This is a genomic window from Peribacillus sp. YIM B13481 (genome assembly GCF_042787985.1).
GTDB classification, from domain to species: Bacteria; Bacillota; Bacilli; order Bacillales; family DSM-1321; genus Peribacillus; species Peribacillus simplex_A.
Genome location: NZ_JBHZPE010000042.1, coordinates 6,232 through 29,721 on the forward strand (window position 1 = coordinate 6,232; position 23,490 = coordinate 29,721).

The following is a 23,490-nucleotide window of genomic DNA, read 5'->3' on the forward strand; positions in this document are numbered from 1 at the left end:
GATGAGCGACATTATCGATATATACGGATTATCACCCTTGCAAAAAGGGATACTGTTTCATACTTTATATGATCAAGACGATGATCATTCTTTTTCCTACATTGTACAGGTAGATTTCTTACTTGGTGGTCGATTGGATGTCGCTACTTTCGAAAAGGCTTGGGAATACATCATTCACCGACATGAGATCCTACGTTCTGTTTTTGTGTGGGAGGAAGTAGAAAAGCCATTGCAAGCTGTGTATCAACGTCTTCCTTTTACCATTCGTCGAGAAGACTGGAGCGCTCTTCCATGTGGAGAGAGGGAAAAGAAATTACACCAGTTTTTGAATGCTGATCGGAGGCAAGGGTTTTCGTTAGACGAAGCACCATTGATGAGGATCACTGCGATTAAAGAAGCAGAAGAAGAAACGAGAATCATTTGGACACATCATCATATTTTGTTGGATGGATGGAGTGTGTCCCTGGTCTTCAGTGAAGTGATGGAAGTTTATTTCAAGATGATAAAGGGAGAAGCATTCGACCTTCCCAAGTCTCTTCCCTATAAAAAATATATCCAGTGGATTAATAAACAAGATCGAAGTAAAGCTGAGAAATTCTGGACAGTAGAATTAAAAGGGTTTCATGCACCTACGCCATTAGCGATGGAAAGAAGTGACCAGGGGCGGGAGAAGGGTTATGGAGAGAGCGTTTATCGGCTTTCTGAGGAACTGACTGAGACTTTACAAGAGTGGGTGCGAAATAGTCAGCTAACATTAAATACGTTAGTACAAGGAGCCTGGGCTTACTTGATGAGCCGGTATAGCGGCGAAAGCGACATCGTATTTGGTGTTACTAGCTCTGGACGTCCTACTGAATTAGTAGGAGCAGAGAAGATGGTTGGTCTATTCATAAACACATTGCCTAGCCGAATTCGGGTAACGGATGATAATTCAGTAGTGGACTGGCTCCGTAAGATACAGATGAAAGAACTGGAACGGAGACAATACGAGTATAATTCGTTGGTCGATATTCAAGGTTGGAGTGAAGTTCCAAGGAGTAGTGATTTATTTCATACCTTGTATGTGTTCGAAAATTATCCGATTCAAGGAGAGCGCAATGCTGATTTAAGATTACTAGAAGTCCAAAGTGCAGAACAAACAAATTATCCTTTGACGCTCATTGCAATGCCAGGTAAGCAAATCACTTTGAAGTTGATGTATGACCGGCATCATTTTGATGAAGAGACCATTCATCGGATTCAGGGTCATCTATCGCAAACATTGATCCAGATGACGAAAAGCTCAGACCCAAAGCTATCCGAAATTACCTATTTAACAATGGAAGAGCGGACACAACTGCTAGAGAAATGGAATGATACCCAAGTAGAATATTCATGTGAGAGCATGATTCATGCGTTATTTGAGCAGCAAGTGGAGAAAACGCCAGAAGCGATCGCGGTTATGTATGAAAATGAGCAACTTACCTATAGAGAGCTGAATGAGCGTGCTAATCAGCTGGCCCATTATTTGCAGAAGCGTGGTGTGGGTCCTGAGTCTTTAGTTGGTGTTTATATGGAACGATCCCCGCAAATGATGATAGGGTTGCTAGGGATTCTAAAGTCAGGAGGAGCTTACGTTCCGCTTGATCCTACGTATCCCGAGAGTCGGCTACGCTATATATTAGAAGATGCTAGAATCGAAGTACTAGTGACACAAGAAAAGTTAGAAAAAATAGGTGTATCCGAACAAATCGAAATAATTTGTATGGATCAAGATCGCATTGCGATTGAAAACGAAGAACCGACCGCATGTATAAGCAGTGTAGCAGGAAAAAATTTAGCATACGTCATGTATACTTCAGGATCTACAGGAAAACCAAAGGGAGTGATGATCGAGCATCATTCGGTGATTAATTATCTTGAATGGATGCAACATCAATATCCACTCTCTGAAAGGGATGTGGTTTTGCAGAAAACACCGATCTCTTTCGACGTATCTGTTTGGGAGTTATTTTGGGGTATTAGTGTAGGATCATGTGTTTCCTTCCTGCCACCGGGTGGGGAGAAAGATCCTTCCATAATAGCTGAAGTGATAGAGAACCATCGGGTTACCGTTGTCCAATTTGTTCCCTCGATGCTATCCGTTTTCTTAGAACATTTCGAACATATTGAGTTGAAACGGAAATGTTCATCCGTACGACATGTGTTTTCTGGTGGGGAAGAGCTTAGTCCAGGGTTGGTTAGACGATTTCAAAAGCAGTGGGATCAGGGCGGACAAGTTAAATTGACCAACTTTTATGGACCAACAGAAGCAACCATTTACGTGAATGCATATGACTGTCAACACAGTCAAGAATATGTTTCTATTGGCAATCCGATACAAAATATCCAGCTATATGTATTAGATCAGGATCAACGTTTGCAATCGATAGGGATAGAGGGTGAGTTGTATATTGGTGGTGCAGGCTTAGCACGTGGTTACTTAAACCGACCTGATCTAACTGCTGAACGATTCGTTCCGCATCCGTTTCAAATAGGAGAACGGCTATATCGAACCGGAGATCTAGTAAGATATCTAACTGATGGGAATTTAGAATTTATAGGAAGAATCGACCATCAAGTGAAAATGCGTGGCTTTCGGATAGAGCTTGGAGAAATTGAAGCGACTTTAGAAAGGCATACGTCTATCAAAGAGGCTGTCGTGCTCGTTCGAGAAGATCGCCCAGGTGATCAGCGATTGGTAGCGTATGTGATCAGCGATGGAAATATCCAAAAGTGGCGAGAGTATCTCCAAAACCAATTACCGAATCACATGGTTCCAGCACATCTTGTAGAGTTGGAATATTTCCCGCTTACTCCGAATGGGAAAATCGACCGAAAAGCCTTACCAGCACCGGATGGACAGCCTATGGGAGCCGTTAACGTCCTGCCGCGAACGCCATCGGAAGAGCTCATCGCCTCGGTTTGGAGTCAGGTGTTAGGAATAGAAAATATCGGCATTCAGGACTCTTTCTTTGAACGGGGTGGGCACTCACTACTTGCTACCCAAATCGTCTCTCGATTACAAGAAGCATTCCAGATCAGAATCCCGCTACGCGAACTTTTCAAGTACGATACGGTGGAGGCATTGGCGAAGCGACTGGATCAGTTGTGTAAAGGAGACAAAAAACGAGAGATTCCGCCACTTGTACCTATGGCACGGGAAGAATCCATTCCGCTTTCCTACGCACAGAAACGCCTATGGTTCATTGATCAGTTAACGCCAAATAGTGCGATGTACAATATTCATGCAGCATGCCGACTGGCAGGGAAATGGTCAATTGAAGCATTGGAGACGGGATGGAATCAGTTGATTGAACGTCATGAATCATTGCGGACGGTGATTCAAGAGCGAGAGGGTCAACCGATCCAAAAGATTCAGTCGCATGTCTTCAGGCCCCTCCCCCAAATGGATTTAACAATTCTCTCTCTGGAAGACAGAGAAAGAGAGATGAAGCGATTCATTCAAAACGAAGCGGAAGAACCATTTCATTTGGGACAAGGTCCCTTGATTCGAACGCGAATTTTGAAAATGGACAAAGAGGAATGGGTACTCCTTTGCACGATGCATCATATTATTTCGGATGGATGGTCAATGGGAATCTTGCTCGAAGAATGGATGGCTTTTTATGAAGGAGCGCTAAGTGGAAAGCCAGTGGAGCTGAAGAAGTTACCTGTTCAATATGCGGACTTTGCCCTGTGGCAAAAAGAATGGCAAAAAGAAGAGGATCTTGATCAACACCTTCAATATTGGAAGGAAGAATTGCATGGTGAATTACCGGTCTTGCAATTACCGATGGATCGTCCTCGACCTGCTGTTCAAACTCACCGTGGTGCAAGTCAGACTCTGATATTGCCGTATTTCCTACGGGAAAAGCTCAAGGAGTTAAGTAAGCAAGAAGGAACCACCTTTTTTATGACCTTAATGGCGGCGTATCAAAGCTTTCTTGCTCGTTATACGGGACAAGACGACATCTTGGTTGGAAGCCCGATTGCGAACCGGAATGTTAGAGAGATTGAAGGATTAATTGGTTTCTTTGTAAATACGTTGGTTTATCGAGCTGATTTCAGTGGAAATCCGACGTTCCAAGAACTACTGTCGCAGATACGAATAAAAGCACTAAAAGCATACGAGTACCAGGACATTCCGTTTGAGAAAGTGGTAGAAGCCGTAAAACCTGAACGGAATACCAGTCATTCGCCGATTTTCCAGACCATGTTTACCTTACAGAATACGAAACAAGGGTTGCCTCAGCTATCTGAAAGAAACATGGAGATGATGAAAAGTCATACTTCGATTGCCAAATTTGATTTGAGTTTGTTTGCATCGGAGACGGAAGAGGGGCTATTGCTAACTTTTGAATATAATACCGATTTGTTTAATGCTGCAACCATTGAACGAATGGCAGGCCATTTTGAACATTGGTTATCTGAAATTGTATCTCATCCAAAAGATTCTTTAACAAAACTGAATATGCTGCCGAAATCAGAGTATATGCGGTTACTAGAGGAATGGAATGACACAGATGTTGTCGACCTGCGTGAAGAAACGATTCATACATGGTTTGAGGAACAAGTGGAGAAAACGCCAGAAGCAATCGCGGTAGTGTGCGAAGATGAGGAGCTGACATATCGGGAACTGGACGAGCGTTCCAATCAGTTGGCCCATTATCTCCATAAGCGTGGGGTGGGATGTGAATCATTGGTTGGGATCAGCGTTACACGTTCATCCGAGATGATTGTCGGTCTTTTAGGAATCATGAAATCAGGAGGAGCGTATGTACCGATTGACCCTTCGTATCCGGAGAGTCGATTACGGTATATTTTAGCGGATGCTCATATCGGAGTACTGGTGACACAGGAAAAGTTGCAGCAAAAAATGACATTACCGGAATCCGTTGACATGATTTGTATCGATCGTGATCGAGCGGCGATCGAACAGGAAGTAACGACTGCATGTACGAGTGAAGTGACAAGCGATAACCTAGCTTATATCATCTATACCTCAGGATCAACGGGTAATCCTAAGGGAGTGATGATTGAGCATCGGAGTACGTTGACGATGATCCATTGGGCACATCAAACCTATTCCCGACAGGAATTAGCTGGAGTGCTGGCTTCAACTTCCCTATCCTTTGATCTATCGGTTTTTGAAGTGTTTGTTCCATTGACGATGGGTGGCAAGGTGATTGTAGCTGAAAGTGCTCTTCATCTGGACAAGTTGTCTACGAAGGATGTGACTTTGGTCAATACTGTACCATCAGCTGCGAAGGAACTGGTTCGGGCAAATACAATCCCTTCTTCGGTAAAGGTGATGAATTTGGCTGGAGAACCGTTGCCGCAGTCATTAGTCGAGCACTTGTATGAGGGTAGTCCAATCGAAAAGGTGTACAACCTGTACGGTCCATCCGAAGATACTACTTATTCCACTTATATGAAGGTAGAAAAGGGTGTCAGGTACAAGGTACCACCGATTGGCAGACCCATCTCTAACACGGAAGTATATGTCCTCAGTGCAAACCAGCAAATGGTACCGATTGGTGTAGCCGGTGAGCTTTACATTGGGGGATCAGGCTTGGCGCGTGGCTACTTAAACCGCCCTGACTTAACAAACGAGCGTTTTATCCCGCATCCATTTAAAGAAGGGGAGCGAGTATATCGGACGGGGGACCTTGTGAGGTACCTGCCGGACGGGACTTTGGATTATCTCGGTCGGATCGATCATCAAGTGAAGATCCGTGGATTCCGGATTGAGCTAGGTGAGATTGAAGCGACGTTACAAAGTCATTCATCGGTTAACGAAGTCGTTGTGATGGTACGCGAAGATCATCCGGGTGATCAGCGTTTGGTTGCCTATGTAGTGGGAGAAGAAAATGCTCATGATTGGCGTGATTATCTCAAGACAAAGTTACCAAATTACATGGTTCCGGCACACTTTGTCGGATTGACAGCTTTCCCGCTCACCCCAAATGGGAAAATCGATCGGAAAGCCTTACCTGCACCAGAGCGCAAGGGAGCAGAGGGTGGTTATGTTGCCCCTCGTACACCTACGGAAGAAGCAATTGTTTCGATATGGCATCAAGTTTTAGGCGTTGAAAATATCGGGATTCATGATTCTTTTTTTAAACTTGGTGGCCATTCATTACTCGCTACACAAGCTGTTACTAGCCTGAAAGAAGCCTTTGGGATTGAGTTACCACTGCATGATTTATTTACGTATACTACGGTGCAGGAATTGGCAGAACGGGTTAATCAGCTGGAATGCAGTGGAAATGAGCAAGCACAGAATGATAGTAAGGGGAATGTAAGTTTTCAAGACTATATTCAAAAAGAAGCAGCAGCGAGTAATGATGAAGAGTTACTTGAACTTCTTAAGCAATTGGAAGAGTTATCAGAGGAAGAAGCGCAAGGTATATTCGAGAGCAGCTTGGTTGAGGAAGGGGTAAAAAAATGAGAAGTGATTTACTTGCGAAGCTGGATTCGCTTTCTCCTGAGAAAAGGGAGTGGCTTCAGAAGCAGATGCAAAAAAAGGAGAAAGAAACGCTTCCGTTGTCTTATGCACAACAACGATTATGGTTTATGGACCGATTTAACCCAAACAGTTCATTATATAATATTCCGACAGTATGGCGTCTGAAAGGGCATTGGCTACCTGGAGCATTGGAAAAGGGATTAAATCGACTCATTGAGCGTCATGAATCATTACGCACCGTTTTTAAGGAAGTAGGAGACCAACCGGTACAACATATTGTGGAATATCTTCCTGGAAAACTACCTGTAGAGGATTATTCTCACCTTCCTCTGGAAGTAAAGGAAAAAGAGATAGAGAGTTTGATTGCAAGAGAAGCGCAGGAGCCATTTGATTTAATGAATGGCCCTTTGATCCGCAATCAACTGGTTCAATTAGGGAAAGATGAATGGTTATTGCTATGTACCATGCACCATATTATTTCTGATGCGTGGTCCATTGGCATATTGATCAATGAATTGCTTGCCTTCTATGAGGAGGAAACGAGTGGGAAGCCTGCTGGACTAAATACGCTATCGATTCAATATGCAGACTTTGCGAAATGGCAAAAGCAGTGGTTGGAGGGTGAAGTGTTGGATCGACAACTCACGTATTGGCAGGAAGAATTGTCCGGTGAGCTTCCTATACTCCAACTGCCGTTGGATTGCCCTAGACCGGCTACGCAAACGTACGATGGGGACACATGTCGTGTGATTCTACCTCACACACTACTCAGTGCATTGAAGAATTTAAGTCAGCGAGAAGGATCCACCTTATTCATGACCTTAATGGCTGCGTATCAGAGCTTTCTTGCTCGCTATACGGGGCAAAATGATATTCTCGTCGGAAGTCCGATTGCGAATCGGAATCATAAAGGAGTAGAGGAATTAATCGGCTTCTTTGCTAATACGTTAGTCTATCGGGCGGACCTGAATGGGGCTCCTACGTTCCGGGAGATTTTGTCTCAGATAAAGAAAAAGGCGTTGAAGGCATATGAATATCAAGATATTCCGTTTGAAAAAGTGGTAGAAGCGGTACAACCTGAACGGAGCACTAGCCATTCGCCCATCTTCCAGACCATGTTTACGCTACAGAATATAAAACAAGAACGATTAGAGCTGTCTGGGAGAAGTTTGGAAATGATAGAAAGTAATATCTCGATCGCGAAATTTGATTTGAGTCTAACCGCGTATGAGGTGGAGGAAGACCTACATGTCACTTTTGAGTACAATACAGATTTATTTGACAGTAGAACCATTGCACGTATGGCGGGGCATTTTGAAAACTGGTTGAACGAAATCGTTCATCATCCAGATGAATCATATACAAACCTGACGATGCTATCGGACACAGAGCAGAAGCAGCTCTTGGAAGAATGGAATGACACTGATGCAGTTTATGCCCATGAGAGCATGATTCACGAACTGTTTGAACAGCAGGTTGCGCGTACACCTGAAGCGGTGGCGGTAGTATATGAAGGTGGACAGCTGACGTATCAAGAACTCAACGAGAAAGCGAACAAAATGGCCCATTATTTACAAAAACGGGATATAGGTCCTGAATCATTGGTCGGGATATGTTTCGAGCGTTCACCCGATATGATGATTGGTCTCTTAGGAATTCTCAAAGCCGGCGGGGCTTATGTCCCGCTGGATCCGAGTTATCCCGAAAATCGCCTGAGATACATATTAAAGGACTCACAGATCCAAGTGCTTTTAACGAAGGAAGCGCTACTAGGTTGGTTGCCCGAAGGGATCCAAGCGATTTGTTTGGATCGGGATCAAGCAGCGATTTCTAAAGAGAGTGGATTGGCGCCAGTGAGTGGAGTGACAGCAAAAAACTTGGCGTATATCATTTACACTTCGGGTTCGACAGGGAATCCGAAGGGAGTGATGATCGAACACCACTCGGTTATCAACCGATTACAGTGGATGCAAAAAAACTATCCATTATCTGAACAGGATACGATTCTTCAAAAAACGCCGTTTTCGTTTGATGTATCTGTCTGGGAATTATTTTGGTGGTCATTTGTAGGGGCGCGTGTTTGTTTACTTCCGCCGGGTGGAGAGAAGGATCCTGCAATGATTGAGGAGTGCATTGAGCGATATCGTGTGACCACGATGCACTTTGTTCCGTCGATGTTATCTGCATTCTTGGATTATATGGAACAATCCAAAGCGAAAAAGGACGTATCGTCTTTGTGTCAGGTTTTCACTAGTGGAGAAGCGTTAAATTCCGAACAGGTTCGCCGGTTTAAGGGTGTATTTTATGATTTTCAGCAAACGAAGTTATGCAACTTGTATGGTCCTACCGAAGCGACTGTAGATGTTACTTACTATAATTGTGATTTAGAAAAAGAACTGATGCTCATTCCAATTGGTCGTCCGATTGATAATACCGAATTGTATGTATTGGATCAAAACCAACAGGTGGTACCGATTGGTGTGGCTGGGGAACTTTACCTTGGTGGTGTAGGCTTGGCACGTGGTTACTTCAATCGTCCAGAGTTAACTGTTGAACGTTTTATTCCGCATCCATTTAAGGAAGGGGAGCGACTCTATCGGACCGGGGACCTGGTGAGGTATCTGAATGACCGCAACTTGGAGTATATCGGAAGAGTAGATAATCAAGTGAAAATCAGAGGCTTCCGGATTGAGTTGGGAGAGATTGAAGCGGTCCTACATGATCATCCATCTGTGAAAGAGGCTGTCGTGCTGGTAAGAGAAGATCGTCCAGGAGACAAGCGGTTAGCAGCATATGTGGTGGGTGAAGGAAACACTGGAGAATGGCGCGAGCACCTTAAGGCGCAATTACCGAATTACATGGTCCCGGCATACTTTGTCGAAATGGAAGCGATGCCCCTCACTCCGAATAGCAAAATCGATCGCAAAGCCTTACTGGCATTGGAAGGACAGTCCGTGAGTGCCGATATTGTCTTGCCGCGGACACCAGGGGAAGAGCTCATCGCGTCTGTATGGAGTCAGGTGTTAGGCATAGGAAATATTGGTGTTCAGGCTTCCTTCTTTGAACTTGGTGGCCACTCGCTACTCGCTACCCAAGTTGTCTCACGTTTACAAGAAGTCTTCCAAATCGAACTACCGTTGCGTGAACTATTTGAGTATTCAACGGTGGAGGCGCTGGCGAAGCGACTGGATCAGTTGCGTAAAGGAGACAAAAAACGGGAGATTCCACCGCTAATGCCGATGGAACGGGGGGATGCGATTCCGCTCTCTTATGCCCAACAGCGCCTGTGGTTCATCGACCAATTCACGCCCAATAGTGCACTTTATAATATACCGATGGTTTGCCGTCTTACAGGGAATTGGGTACCCGAAGCATTGGAGACGGGATGGAATCAGCTGATAGAACGTCATGAATCTTTACGGACGGTGTTCCATGAAGTGGATGGTCATCCTGTGCAGCAGATTCAACCGCATGCTTTTCGGTCCCTTTCTCAAATGGATTTAACTATGCTTTCTCCGGAAGAGCGAGAAGCGGAAGTTAAGCGTTTGTTGCAGCAAGATACAGAAGTGCCATTTGACCTAGAAGAAGGCCCACTGATTCGGACAATCCTCTTGCGAGTGGGAGAAGAGGAATGGGTCCTCCTCTGCACCCTGCATCATATCGTTTCGGATGGATGGTCGATGGGAGTCCTACTTGAAGAATGGATAGCTTTCTATGAGGAAGCAATGGGTGAGAAGGCAGCGGAACTTGAACCTTTACCAATCCAATATGCGGACTTTGCTCAGTGGCAAAAGGGATGGTTGAAGGAAGAAGTGCTTGAACAGCAACTCCACTATTGGCAGGAAGAATTGTCTGGTGAGCTGCCCTTGCTACAACTGCCGATGGATCGCCCTCGTCCTGCGGTACAAACCCATCGCGGATCGACACACACTGTGTTGCTGTCAGGTTCATTACGCGACAAACTGAACGAAATCAGTCGTCAAGAAGGATCGACTCTCTTCATGACCCTGTTGGCTGCGTATCAAAGCTTCCTCTTCCGTTATACAGGACAAGAAGATATTCTCGTCGGAAGCCCAATTGCGAATCGTAATTACAGAGAGAGTGAAGGATTAATCGGCTTCTTCGTGAATACGCTGGTCTATCGGGCTGACCTGAGTGGTACACCGACCTTCCAAGATATATTGTCTCAGGTGCGTCAAAAGGCACTGAAAGCATACGAATATCAAGATATTCCATATGAAAAAATTGTGGAAGTTGTGCAGCCCGAGCGGAGTACAAGTCATTCTCCGATCTTCCAGACGATGTTCATCTTACAAAATATGAAACAAGAGCTTCCGGTTTTGTCTGGTAGAAGGATCGAAATGATAGAAAGCCATAGTCCGATCGCGAAGTTTGATTTAAGTGTTATGGCAGCAGAGACGGAAGAAGGATTAATGTTCGCTTTTGAATACAATAAGGATTTATTTGATGTTACAACCATCGAACGAATGGCAGGACATTTTGAGACATGGCTAAATGAAGTTTCTCATCATCCACAAAAACCGTTGAATAGTCTTGGTATGCTATCCGAATTTGAGCGTGATCTGTTATTAGAGACATGGAATGACACCGCAATGGAAATGTCCCAAGTGGGTCTTATTTGCGACGGATTTGAGGACCAAGTAGCACGACGTCCCGGTGCGATTGCAGTGGTCGATCAAATGAGAGAGTGGACCTATGGTGAACTGGATGCGCGAGCAAATCAGTTGGCACATGTTTTGCAGAGAAAAGGGGTTGTTCCTGAATCAGTTGTGGGCGTTTACCTCCCGAGATCGGCTGAGCTCATGGCAAGTTTACTTGGCATATTAAAAGCTGGCGGGGCCTATGTCGTCCTAGATCCGTTGTATCCGAAATCACGGTTACAATACATGATTGAAGATGCAGGGATCCAAATCGTGGTGACGACAGCAGCGCAAGAAAGCCTTTCAGAACAGGTCGAAACGGTGAGATTAGAAGAAATGACAGATGAAAGCTTGATCGCACCGAAGCGGCGGGTGAAACCCGAGCATTTAGCATATATCGTCTACACCTCTGGCTCCACTGGAAAGCCAAAGGGTGTCATGGTCGAATATCGGTCATTGATGAATATGGTTTCTTGGCATCAAGCGGTATACCAAATTACAGCACAGGATCGTGCGACTCAGATTGCGGGGATTGCCTTTGACTCAGCTGTCCAGGAGATATGGCCTTATCTCACTGCTGGTGCAGCACTATACCTATCAACAGAAGAGTTGCGGATCAATCCAGAGGCTCTAAGAGATTGGCTCATTGATTCACGGATCACGGCTAGCTTTGCGCCTACACCTATACTCGAAAGACTCTTGAAATTATCTTGGCCAGAGAAGACGGATCTCCGTTTTATCATTACGGGAGGAGATCAGTTAACACAGTATCCATCTGAACAAATCCCTTTTGCAGTGATTAATCAGTATGGTCCATCGGAAAATACCGTCGTTGCCACTGATTGTTACGTGCCTGTAGGAATGTCAACAGGTACTCCGTCTATTGGTCGGCCGATTGCGAATACAGAAGTTTACGTGTTAGATTCTCACCTTCAGCCGGTGCCGGTGGGTGTGATTGGAGATCTCTATATCGGAGGAAAGAGCCTTGCTCGCGGCTATGCCAATCGTCCGGAACTCACAGAGGAAAAATTCATTCTGCATCCGTTCAAGTCAGGGGAACGTCTCTATTACACCGGGGACAAAGCAAGTTATCTTCCTGGAGGTGATCTCCAATTCCATGGTCGTATGGATGACCAAGTAAAAATTCGTGGTTTCCGGATTGAACTGGGAGAAGTTGAAGCAACGCTGCAGGCGCATTTGTCTGTGAAGGAAGCTGTTGTCCTGGTGAGAGAGGATCATCCAGGAGACAAGCGATTGGTAGCTTATGTAGTTGGTGAAGGAAGTGTTCATGAATGGCGGGAGCATCTGCTAACACATTTACCGAATTACATGGTTCCGGCACACTTTGTCGAGATGGCATTTTTACCACTCACACCGAATGGAAAACTCGATTTGAAAGCATTACCTATGCCTGATGAACCATCTACTGAAAATACCGTATACCCAAGAACTCTGATGGAAGAGCTCATCGCTTCGGTATGGAGTCAAGTACTGGAAATAGAAAATATTGGTGTTCAGGATTCGTTCTTCGAGCGAGGTGGACACTCGCTACTTGCTACGCAAGTTGTCTCCCGGTTAAAAGAAGCATTACAAATCGAACTGCTAGTGCGTGAACTGTTTGAGCATACAACGGTGGAGGCGTTGGCGAAGCGACTGGACCAATTGTGTAAAGGAGACAAAAAACGAGAGATTCCATCGCTTATACCGATGGAACGGGGAGAAGCCATTCCGCTCTCTTATGCCCAACAGCGCCTGTGGTTCATCGACCAATTCACGCCCAATAGTGCACTATATAATATGCCGATGGTTTGCCGTCTTACAGGGAATTGGGTACCCGAAGCATTGGAGACGGGATGGAATCAGCTGATAGAGCGTCATGAATCTTTGCGGACGGTGTTCCATGAAGTGGATGGTCATCCTGTGCAGCAAATTCAACCGTATGCTCTCCGGCCCCTTCCCAAAATGGATCTAACTACGCTTTCTCCGGAAGAGCGAGAAAGAGAAATGGAACAATGGATCCAAAACGAAGTCGAAGCGCCATTTGACTTAGGACAAGGTCCGTTGATTCGTGGGCAAATCATGCAAATCGCTGAAGAAGAATGGATTCTTCTTTGTATGATGCATCATATTATCTCGGATGGCTGGTCGATGGAAATCTTGCTCCAAGAATGGATGGCATTCTATGAAGATGCGGTTGGCGGCAAACCAGCAGAACTCGCACCATTACCGGTACAATATGCTGACTTTGCCCAATGGCAAAGGGAATGGTTAAAAGAAGAAGTACTTGATCAGCAGCTTGCATATTGGAAGGAAGAGCTGTCTGGCGAATTACCAGTCTTAATGTTGCCGATGGATCGTCCTCGTCCTGCGGTGCAAACACATAGCGGATCGACACACACTGTGTTGCTGTCACGCGCGTTACGCGACAAATTGAATGAACTTAGCCGTCAAGAAGGATCGACGCTCTTCATGACCTTACTGGCATCGTATCAAAGCTTCCTCTCGCGTTATACAGGACAATCGGATATTCTTGTCGGAAGCCCGATTGCAAATCGGAATTATCGCGAGATTGAAGAATTGATTGGTTTCTTCGTCAACACGTTGGTTTATCGGGCTGATCTGAGTGGCGCACCAACATTCCAAGAGTTGTTGTCTCAGGTACGGACAAAAGCATTGAAGGCGTATGAGTACCAAGATGTTCCGTTTGAAAAGATTGTAGAAGTCATACAACCCGAGCGAAGTATAAGTCATTCTCCGATCTTCCAAACCATGTTTACCATGCAAAACACGAAACAAGAGCTACCAGAGCTTCATGGAAGAAGTTTAGAAGCGATGGAAATTCATGCTTCGATCGCCAAGTTTGATTTGAGTTTAAGCGCCCTAGAGGTGGAAGAGGGTTTGGTCCTTTCTTTTGTCTATAAGACTGATTTATTTGACGTTGTAACTATCAGACGCATGGCTGAGCATTTTGAAAACTGGTTGAATGAAATCGTGGAACATCCTGATAAATCACTGACGAAGTTGACGATGCTATCGGAAATGGAGCAGCAGCTGCTAGTAGAGTGGAATGATAATGCTGTAGCGTACCCAAGTGAGAGTGTAATCCATAAACTGTTTGAAGATCAAGTGGATCGTACACCTGACACCGTGGCGGTGGTGGATGAAAATCAGCAGTTGACGTATCGAGAGCTGAATGAGAAAGCAAACCAATTAGCCCATTATCTCCAGAAATGTGGGATTGGGGAGGAGGCATTGGTAGGGCTTTGCTTCCAACGTTCAGTTGAGATGATTGTCGGTCTCATGGGAATCTGGAAAGCTGGGGCAGCCTATGTTCCGTTGGATCCATCGTATCCAGAAAGTCGCCTGCGATATATTCTGGAGGATACAGGGATTCAAGTATTGGTCACGAACGAAGCATTAGAAGGGTGGATACCTGAAGAAGTCGAAGCAGTTTGTTTGGATCGGGATCAAGCGATGATCTCGCGAGAAAGCACCCTTTCACCAATATGTAAAGTGACAGGAGAAAACTTGGCGTATGTGATCTATACTTCGGGTTCGACCGGGAATCCAAAAGGGGTTTTGGTACAGCATCATTCGGTATTAAATCTATCCTATGGTTTACAGAAAGAGGTTTTTTCGCATAAGACACCTGTTAACATGCGCGTTGGTCTAAATGCCTCAATCGCCTTTGATTCATCCGTTAAACAATTACAAATGCTTTTGTATGGTTCTAGTTTGTATATTATTTCAAACGAAGTTCGCAGTGATCCTCAACAGTTTGTATCTTATATTCGAGAGAATAAGTTGGAAATGTTCGATACGACCCCTTCATTACTCCAATTACTCATAGATGGCGGGTTGTTAGAAACAAACGATGGTGTTCATGTTCCAAGCAAGGTACTGGTCGGTGGCGAATCAATTGTACCGTCACTGTGGGAACAATTAGTAGATGCTGACAAGGTCCATTTTTATAACGTGTATGGTCCTACGGAATGTACTGTCGATGCGACATGCTATCGTATCAAAAAAGAGAGTAAGCGGGTTACCATTGGGCGTCCGTTGCCGAACGTTCAAGCCTATGTATTGGATGAGAATTTGTTACCTGTTCCAGTTGGTGTAACGGGTGAACTTTATATCGGTGGAGCAGGCCTAGCGAGAGGATACTTGAATCGTCCAGAGTTAACGTCCGAACGTTTTATTCCTCATCCATTCAAAGAAGGAGAGAGGCTATATCGAACAGGAGATCTCGTGAGGTACCTTCCTGATGGTAACTTGGATTATCTAGGAAGAATGGATAACCAAGTGAAAATTCGAGGATTCCGGATTGAGCTTGGGGAAATTGAGGCAACCTTACAGGAACATCACTCGGTAAAAGAGGCCGTTGTGATGGTGAGGGAAGATCAGCCAGGAGATAAACGATTTGTAGCCTATGTAGTGGGTGAAGGGCGTAAAGAAGAATGGCGCGAGTATCTCAAAGCACAACTGCCAACCCATATGGTTCCCGCCTACTTTGTCGAGATGGAAGAGTTACCACTGACCCTAAATGGAAAGATTGACCGGAAATCTTTGCCTGTGCCAGATCGTCAAGGGACAGAAGGAGGCTACGTGGCTCCAAGAAATGAGCGTGAACAAATACTTACGGTGATTTGGGGACGTGTGTTAGGTACAAAAACGATTGGCATTCATGAAAACTTTTTTGAAATCGGTGGAGACTCGATTCTCAGCATTCAGATTGTCTCCCGCGCGAAGCAAGTAGGTTTGCAATTGACACCGAAGCAAATGTTTGAACACCAAACGATTGCCGAGTTGGCGCAAGTAGTCAAAGAAGAGCAGGGTGTACAAGCGGAGCAAGGAGTTGTAACTGGAGACCTGATTCTTACACCTATTCAGCAATGGTTTTTTGCACAAGATCATCCTAACCCACATCATTGGAATCAATCCATGTTTTTTAGAACAAAAGAGCGACTGGATATAGTATTACTGGAGAAAGCTGTGCGTAACCTTCTGATTCACCATGATGCCTTGCGTTTAAGATATGAACGTTTACCGGATGGAGCTTGGAAACAGCGGAATGAAGGAATTGAAGAACAATCGACGCTGACCGTGATTTCATTAGAAGAAGTGCCACAAGCAGAATGGCATCAAGTAATTCAAGCGGAGATTGACACTGCACAAGCAAGCGTACACTTACACGCAGGACCGCTAATGAGAATGGTGTATTTTGATGAAGGCGAGAAGAGAGCCGGCCGATTATTCTGGGTGATTCATCACTTAGCAGTGGATGGTGTTTCTTGGCGGATTTTACTGGAGGATCTGCAAACGGCGTATAATCAAGCGAGCCATGCTCAGATGATCCAATTACCTACAAAGAGTACATCCTTTAAAGCGTGGTCGGAGAAATTGCATCATTACGCTGAAGCTGGGATTGTGCAAGAAGTGCGTGATTACTGGGAGCAGCAATCCGAACAAGAAGTGGCTATGCTACCAATGGATACCACCCTCGAAGTTCCAGCAAACACAGGAACCGAGGAGATTACCGTGGTGCTGGATGAGAAAGAGACCCGTGCGTTATTGCAAGAGATTTCAAGCACTCATCGTGTCCAAATCAATGAAGTGCTATTGACAGCATTGGTACAGGCTACGGCAGCATGGACAGGTCATACGACGCTGACCGTGGATTTGGAGGGTCATGGCCGGGAAGAGATCATCGAAGACGTTGACCTATCAAGAACCGTGGGATGGTTTACAAGTATCTATCCTGTTCACTTGAATATTACAGGTGCTAACACGCCCACCGCAGCATTAAAAGCGGTCAAAGAACAAGTGCGCCAAATTCCTAATAAGGGCGTTGACTATGGGATTTTGCGGTACTTGAATCCAGCGATGCGTGAGCGATTCCAGTCTCGAATCACTCCGTCCATTAGTTTTAACTATCTTGGACAATTTGACCAAATGTTCTCTGACGATGCAATGTTTGCTCCGGAGACCGGGTTTACGCGCTTAGATCATGCTCCTGGTTCCAAGCGATCACATTTGATCGATGTAATCGGGATTGTAACCGATGGAAAACTTCATTTCACTTGGGTGTACAATGTTGGACAGTTTGCGAAGTCGACCATTCAAAGTGTTGCAGAGAATATGCTCCATCAACTGAGTGGATTGATTCATTCTTCGGGTGGAGAATCTACGCTGACCGTTTCGGATTTTGCGATCGCAAATCTCACCCCAGCAGATTTGAACAAAGTACTATTTAAGATGAATCGTGGAAAGAATTATCCGATTATCGACCTGTATCCGCTATCACCTTTGCAGGAAGGCATGATCTTTCATACGCTGCATGATCAAGGGGATGAACATTCCGCGCCGTATATGGTGCAATTAAGTTTCCTGTTTAAAGGGAAATTGGATATCCTTACTTTCGAGCAGGCGTGGAAATCGACGATCCAGCGGCATGAGATCTTTCGTTCGGCATTTGTGTGGGATGAGATTGAAAATCCTTTACAAGTGGTGTATGCACATATCCCATTTAAGCTGAATGAAGTGGATTGGCGTGCGCTGTCTGCTGAAGAAAAAGAGGAGAAACGAAAAGCCTTTTTGGCGACGGATCGAAAACAAGCCTTTCTTTTTGATGAAGCGCCACTGATGCGGGTGACTGTCATTCAAGAAGCGGAGGAAGAATATCGGGTTGTTTGGACGCATCACCATATTTTGTTGGATGGATGGAGCCTGCCACTGGTCTTTAACGAATTGCTTACAGTGTATCAGAAGAGGATAAAAGGAGAGGCTGTGGATTTACCTAAGTCACCGCCATTCAAGAAATATATTCAATGGCTGAAAGAGCAGGATCAGGAGCAAGCGGAACAATTCTGGAGAGAGAAACTCAGAGGCTTTACAGCGCCAACCCTGCTTGGGTTAGAAAGTAAGGAGCAAGAAAAAGGTTACACAGGGAAGGTAACTTATTTATCAGAAGAGCAAACCCAAGCGTTACAAAACTGGGCCAAGCGCAATAGGCTCACTTTGAATACCGTAATTCAAGGTGCGTGGGCGTATCTCATGAGCCAGTATAGTGGAGAAGATGACATTGTCTATGGTGTAACTAGCTCAGGACGCCCTACGGAGATTATTGATGTTGAAAACATTGTAGGTCCTTTTATTACCACATCACCGACGCGAATTCAGTTGATAGATGATATAAAAGTAATGGATTGGTTGCAGAAGATACAAGAGGAAGAGATAGAAAGAAGACAATATGAATATGCTTCTTTGACAGAGATTCAAGGATGGAGTGAAGTTCCTAGAGGAACCCCGCTGTTCCATAGCTTGTATGTGTTTGAAAACTACCCAGTGAAAGGGGAGTCTTCAGGAAATCTAGAAATTGGTGAGCTGGAAGGAGTAGAGCAAACTCATTATCCATTGGGATTGACAGTTGTTCCAGGAAGTCAGTTGTCGTTAAAGTTGAAGTATGATCGTAGCAAGTTTAATGGCCTAACCATTGAACGGATGCTGGGTCATTTAAGCCAGGTGTTAAAGCAAATGATCGAGAACGTTGATCAAACTCTGTCGGAGCTGGTGTATGTTACGGAAATAGAACAGAAACAACTACTGGAAGAATGGAATGATAATGCAGCAGCATATCCACGTGAGAGTGTGATCCACAAACTGTTTGAAGATCAAGTGGATCGTACACCTGACACGGTGGCGGTAGTGGATGAAAATCATCAGTTGACGTATCGAGAGCTGAATGAAAAAGCAAACCAATTGGCCCATTATCTCCAAAAATGTGGGGTTGGGACCGAATCATTGGTCGGGCTTTGTTTCCAACGTTCAGTTGAGATGATTGTCGGTCTCATGGGAATCTTGAAAGCTGGAGCAGCTTATGTTCCGTTGGATCCATCGTATCCAGAAAGTCACCTGCGATATATTCTGGAGGACACAGGGATTCAAGTATTGGTTACGAACGAAGTATCGCAAGGTTGGATACCTGAAGAAGTTGAAACAGTTTGTTTGGACCGGGATCAAGCAATGATTTCGCAAGAAAACACGCTTTCACCAATATGTAAAGTGACAGGAGAAAACTTGGCGTATGTTATCTACACTTCAGGTTCGACCGGGAATCCAAAAGGGGTGTTGGTGCAGCATCATTCGGTATTAAATCTATCCTGTGGTTTACAGAAAGAGGTTTTTTCGCATGAGACACCTGTTAACATGCGCGTTGGTCTAAATGCCTCAATCGCCTTTGATTCTTCCGTTAAACAATTACAAATGCTTTTGTATGGTTCAAGCTTGTATATTATTCCGAACGAAGTTCGCAGTGATCCCCAACAGTTTGTAACCTATATCCGGGAGAATAAGTTGGAAATGTTCGATACGACCCCTTCATTACTCCAATTACTCATAGATGGCGGGTTGTTAGAAACAAACGATGGTGTTCATGTTCCAAGCAAGGTACTGGTCGGTGGCGAAGCAATTGTACCGTCACTGTGGGAACAATTAGTAGAGGCTGACAAGGTCCATTTTTATAACGTGTATGGTCCTACGGAATGTACTGTCGATGCGACGTGCTATCGTATCAAAAAAGAGAGTAGGCGGGTAACCATTGGGCGTCCGTTGCCGAACGTTCAAGCCTATGTATTGGATGAGAATTTGTTACCTGTTCCAGTTGGTGTAACGGGTGAACTTTATATCGGCGGAGCAGGCCTAGCGAGAGGATACTTGAATCGTCCAGAGTTAACGTCCGAACGTTTTATTCCTCATCCATTTAATGAAGGGGAACGGTTATACCGGACGGGAGATCTAGTCCGCTATTTACCTGATGGCCATTTGGATTATCTGGGAAGATTCGATAATCAAGTGAAAATCCGTGGCTTCCGGATTGAGCTTGGAGAGATTGAAGCGAATTTAGAAAGTCATCCATCGGTGAAAGAGGCAGTAGTCTTGATAAGAGAGGACCAACCAGGAGATCAGAGATTGGTTGCCTATGTGGTGGGTGAAGGAAGTATGCATGAATGGCGTGAGCATCTCAAGAGACAAGTACCGAATTATATGGTTCCTGCACACTTTATTAAGGTAGACGCGATTCCGCTTACAACAAATGGGAAGGTTGATCGAAAGGCACTGAACAGCTTAACGATTCAAAGAGAAAGTACCTTTTCTACACCAATCATCCCACGGGATGAAATCGAGTATCAGCTGATTACGATCTGGCAGGATTTGCTACAGATAGAAGATGTCCATGTAAACGATGATTTCTTCAATTTAGGGGGTCACTCTCTCCTTGTAATCAAATTGATTTCAAAGGTCAGAGAGAAATTTGGAAAAGAGATTAAGGTGTCCGCACTGATTAAGAACCCGACAGTGGAAGGGATCGCTTATCTCATCCGTGAGAATCATGGTATGGCAAAATCGTTATCGGTTCTGGTTCCACTACAAGAATCAGAGAAAAGACCTTTCTTCTGTGTTCATCCGTTTTTGGGTAATGTATTCTGTTACATTCAGCTAGCAAGGTTACTCAAGGATCACTGCTCATTTTATGGTCTACAGAATCCTCTCGTAGAGAAAGAAGGAATGAACGGGTTGACTTTATCGGAAGTAGTTCAACTCTACATCGAGGAAATGAAGCGCGCTCAGCCAGAGGGGCCGTATCGTCTGGGAGGATGGTCTCTTGGCGGTGCCATCGCCTATGAAATCGCAACTATGCTACGGAACCAGGGAGAAGAAGTTGAGGTGTTGGTACTCATGGATACCAAGGTGCCTTCAGAACAGGATTACAAGACAGAGGATGAAATGCTATCTTATATATTGGAGCATTTCACCCATTTAGAGCTAGTGAAGCAGGAAGAAGAGCTCGTCCATCAACAGGGCATGCTTGTTGATCAGTTGATCGCGGAAGGAGTGCTCCGGCCCGATGCGGATCTTACGAGTCTAAAGCAGATTACCAATGCTCACAGGAAGTGTCTAAATTTAATGGCAGAACATATTTTAACGCCATATTTTGGGGAGGTCATCTACTTCAGTGCTGAAGAAGGCAGAGAGTTGTTCACGGATTGGAAGCCGTTATTACAGGGGAAAGTGAATAAACATTCGGTTCCAGGGCCGCACGAGGAGATCGTCTTCTCCCCAGCAGTGGAAAAGATAGCCAAAAATCTCGTAAATGAGTTTAAAGGGAGCATAACTCAGATTTCCAGGTGAAAGAAAATATTTTTGGAAAAGAAATTTTCTTGAACAAATTCAATCTGCCAAAGATATTTTAGAGAAACACTCATCCTGAAAGAATTGTAGTTCAAGGTGGAGATTGCAGCGTTGACTTAGTTTCATTTTCTTATTTGGAATCAAAAATATGATGAAGTTACCCTAATCTAGGCGGATGAACATCCGGATGTTGACCAACCAGGACAGTTTGGAAACCACCATGTCCATGTGGTTTCCAATCTAATGGTGCCAGATTTCTTAAGAAGCCAAAAATGTTGATTTATCTACGATGTATAAAATCATGCATAATCGATAAAAAACAGACAAGAGCCAAACCTTTAAATACATAAGGATTTGGTTCTTTGGCGTACTTCTGATAGTTGATTTTATGTAAACAGAGTTTATATAAAGAAATAGGCTCTTTTCGTAAAGATTGTTGTTTTTAAAACGAAACTATTTAAGGTTGATTGGAGCGGAAGTGCGAGACTCCTGCGGGAGCAGCGGGACAGGTGAGACCCCACAGGCGTTTACGCCGAGGAGGCTCACCGCCCGCCCCGCGGAAAGCGAGCATCTGGAGGGGAAATCAACCACAACTCACTTCCTGGTAAATAGCAACATAGTATGTGAAAACAGCCAAGAAATAAAAGAACTCGTTAAGAAGGAATTCTTCCAACGGGTTCTTTGTTTGTGTATTTCCTTGAATTTATTAATGATGCTTAAAAAAATCTCAAAACCCTTCTCATCCAATAAATATTATAATCTAATTGATTAAGGGCAGGCTTACTAATTAAATAGAACAGCTTCTTTAATTTTCATCCTCTTTTTACTTGCTTACCTTTTATTCAAAATTCTTTATTCCTCAATTTAAAAAGTATATTTCAACCTCTTAGCGAGAAATTGCGGTGTAAAACATATCCTTATGTAACCACTTTACAATTGGTTTCGGTGCATTACTTTATGGTTTCAGCAAGGCCGGAAGTCTTGGATGGTCAGGTATAAAGGTACTAAGTAGGTTTGCTGTAGGCATCTTAGCTCTTCCACTCTTTTCATGGAAGTATAAAAAGCTTAGATCCATAAAAAGAGATTGATCAATCTGATAAACTACTTTATTTAAGTGAGTGGGAGAAAATATTCTCAAAAACTTTCACTCTTTTCAACTAACGGATGCATTAGTTGCATAAGACATGAGTTCTCCAAAGATCTTATAGAAAATCCGGAGTTTTATTTTCTAAAAATGAATCTTCGTGTGATATTCCCGTTTTTTCGTCTAGACCACGATTAGTGCTGTTCAAACTAGCCATCAATCACCCGTTCGCAAAAGTACACATTTGCGAACGGTTTTTAAGAATGTATGAATAGAAAAAGGGTTTAGAATTAAGCATTATAAAGCCTTTAATCCTCGGTTATTAACATAGAGGATGATTTTAAATTTACTACGGGAGTTTTTTTACATATTTTTTTAAAAGTGATAATGATATTCGTTTTCAATTGTGTTATTATAATTTTGGAAATTATATTTTTTATTACTTATTGGAGGAAACAACATGTTTATTGATGTTTTAAGACAAAACCAGAAAGTCTCTATCCTTTTGGCAGTGTTACGTGTATATCTTGGATATACATGGTTAATGGCTGGATGGGAGAAAATAGCAGGCGGACAGTTTGATGCTTCCGGTTTCTTGAAAGGAGCATTAGCACAAGCAACTGGAGAGCATCCGGCTGTCCAGGGATGGTGGGTTGTCTTTCTAGAAAACCTAGCCATTCCTCATGTAGAACTATTTAACACATTTGTACCTTGGGGAGAATTACTAGTCGGAATAGGTTTATTGATAGGTTGCTTTACTAAAACAGCCGTATTCTTTGGCCTTGTTATGAATTTTTCTTATTTGTTTAGTGGTTCGACAAGTACCAACACACAACTAATTTTATTATCTATGTTCATTCTTGTTTCTGCTTTAAATGCAGGAAGATTTGGAGTGGATGGTCTTTTGATGGCATCTCTTAAAGACAAACTATTTGCTAACAAAATTAAAGTGCTGAAAGATGCAGTTTAGTTTTTAGATCACTCGAAAGATCGCTGGTATAGGCGGTCTTTTTTGTTACCGTCCTTAGATTTATGGTCATAAGAGGTTAATACAGCTTTAAGTAAGG

Annotated in this window: 3 protein-coding genes; all 3 read left to right on the forward strand. The window is 44.0% G+C overall.

The window, feature by feature from the left end; all coding sequences use genetic code 11:
• Position 1 precedes the first annotated feature (1 nt).
• The 3 genes from ACFX4X_RS19535 (at position 2) to ACFX4X_RS19545 (ending at position 23,393) form a co-directional block, all read left to right on the forward strand.
• The gene (locus ACFX4X_RS19535) at positions 2-6,472 is read left to right on the forward strand and encodes an amino acid adenylation domain-containing protein (RefSeq protein WP_377385569.1); all 6,471 of its coding nucleotides are present in this window, start codon (positions 2-4) and stop codon (positions 6,470-6,472) included.
• Positions 6,469-21,339, forward strand: a complete 14,871-nt coding sequence (locus ACFX4X_RS19540; protein WP_377385572.1) for a non-ribosomal peptide synthetase — start codon at positions 6,469-6,471, stop codon at positions 21,337-21,339. Before ACFX4X_RS19535 ends, ACFX4X_RS19540 begins: the two co-directional genes overlap by 4 nt.
• A gap of 1,544 nt (positions 21,340-22,883) precedes the next feature.
• On the forward strand, positions 22,884-23,393 hold the full coding sequence (locus ACFX4X_RS19545) for a DoxX family protein (protein ID WP_377385574.1): 510 nt from the start codon (positions 22,884-22,886) through the stop codon (positions 23,391-23,393).
• The last annotated feature ends 97 nt before the right edge of the window (positions 23,394-23,490 follow it).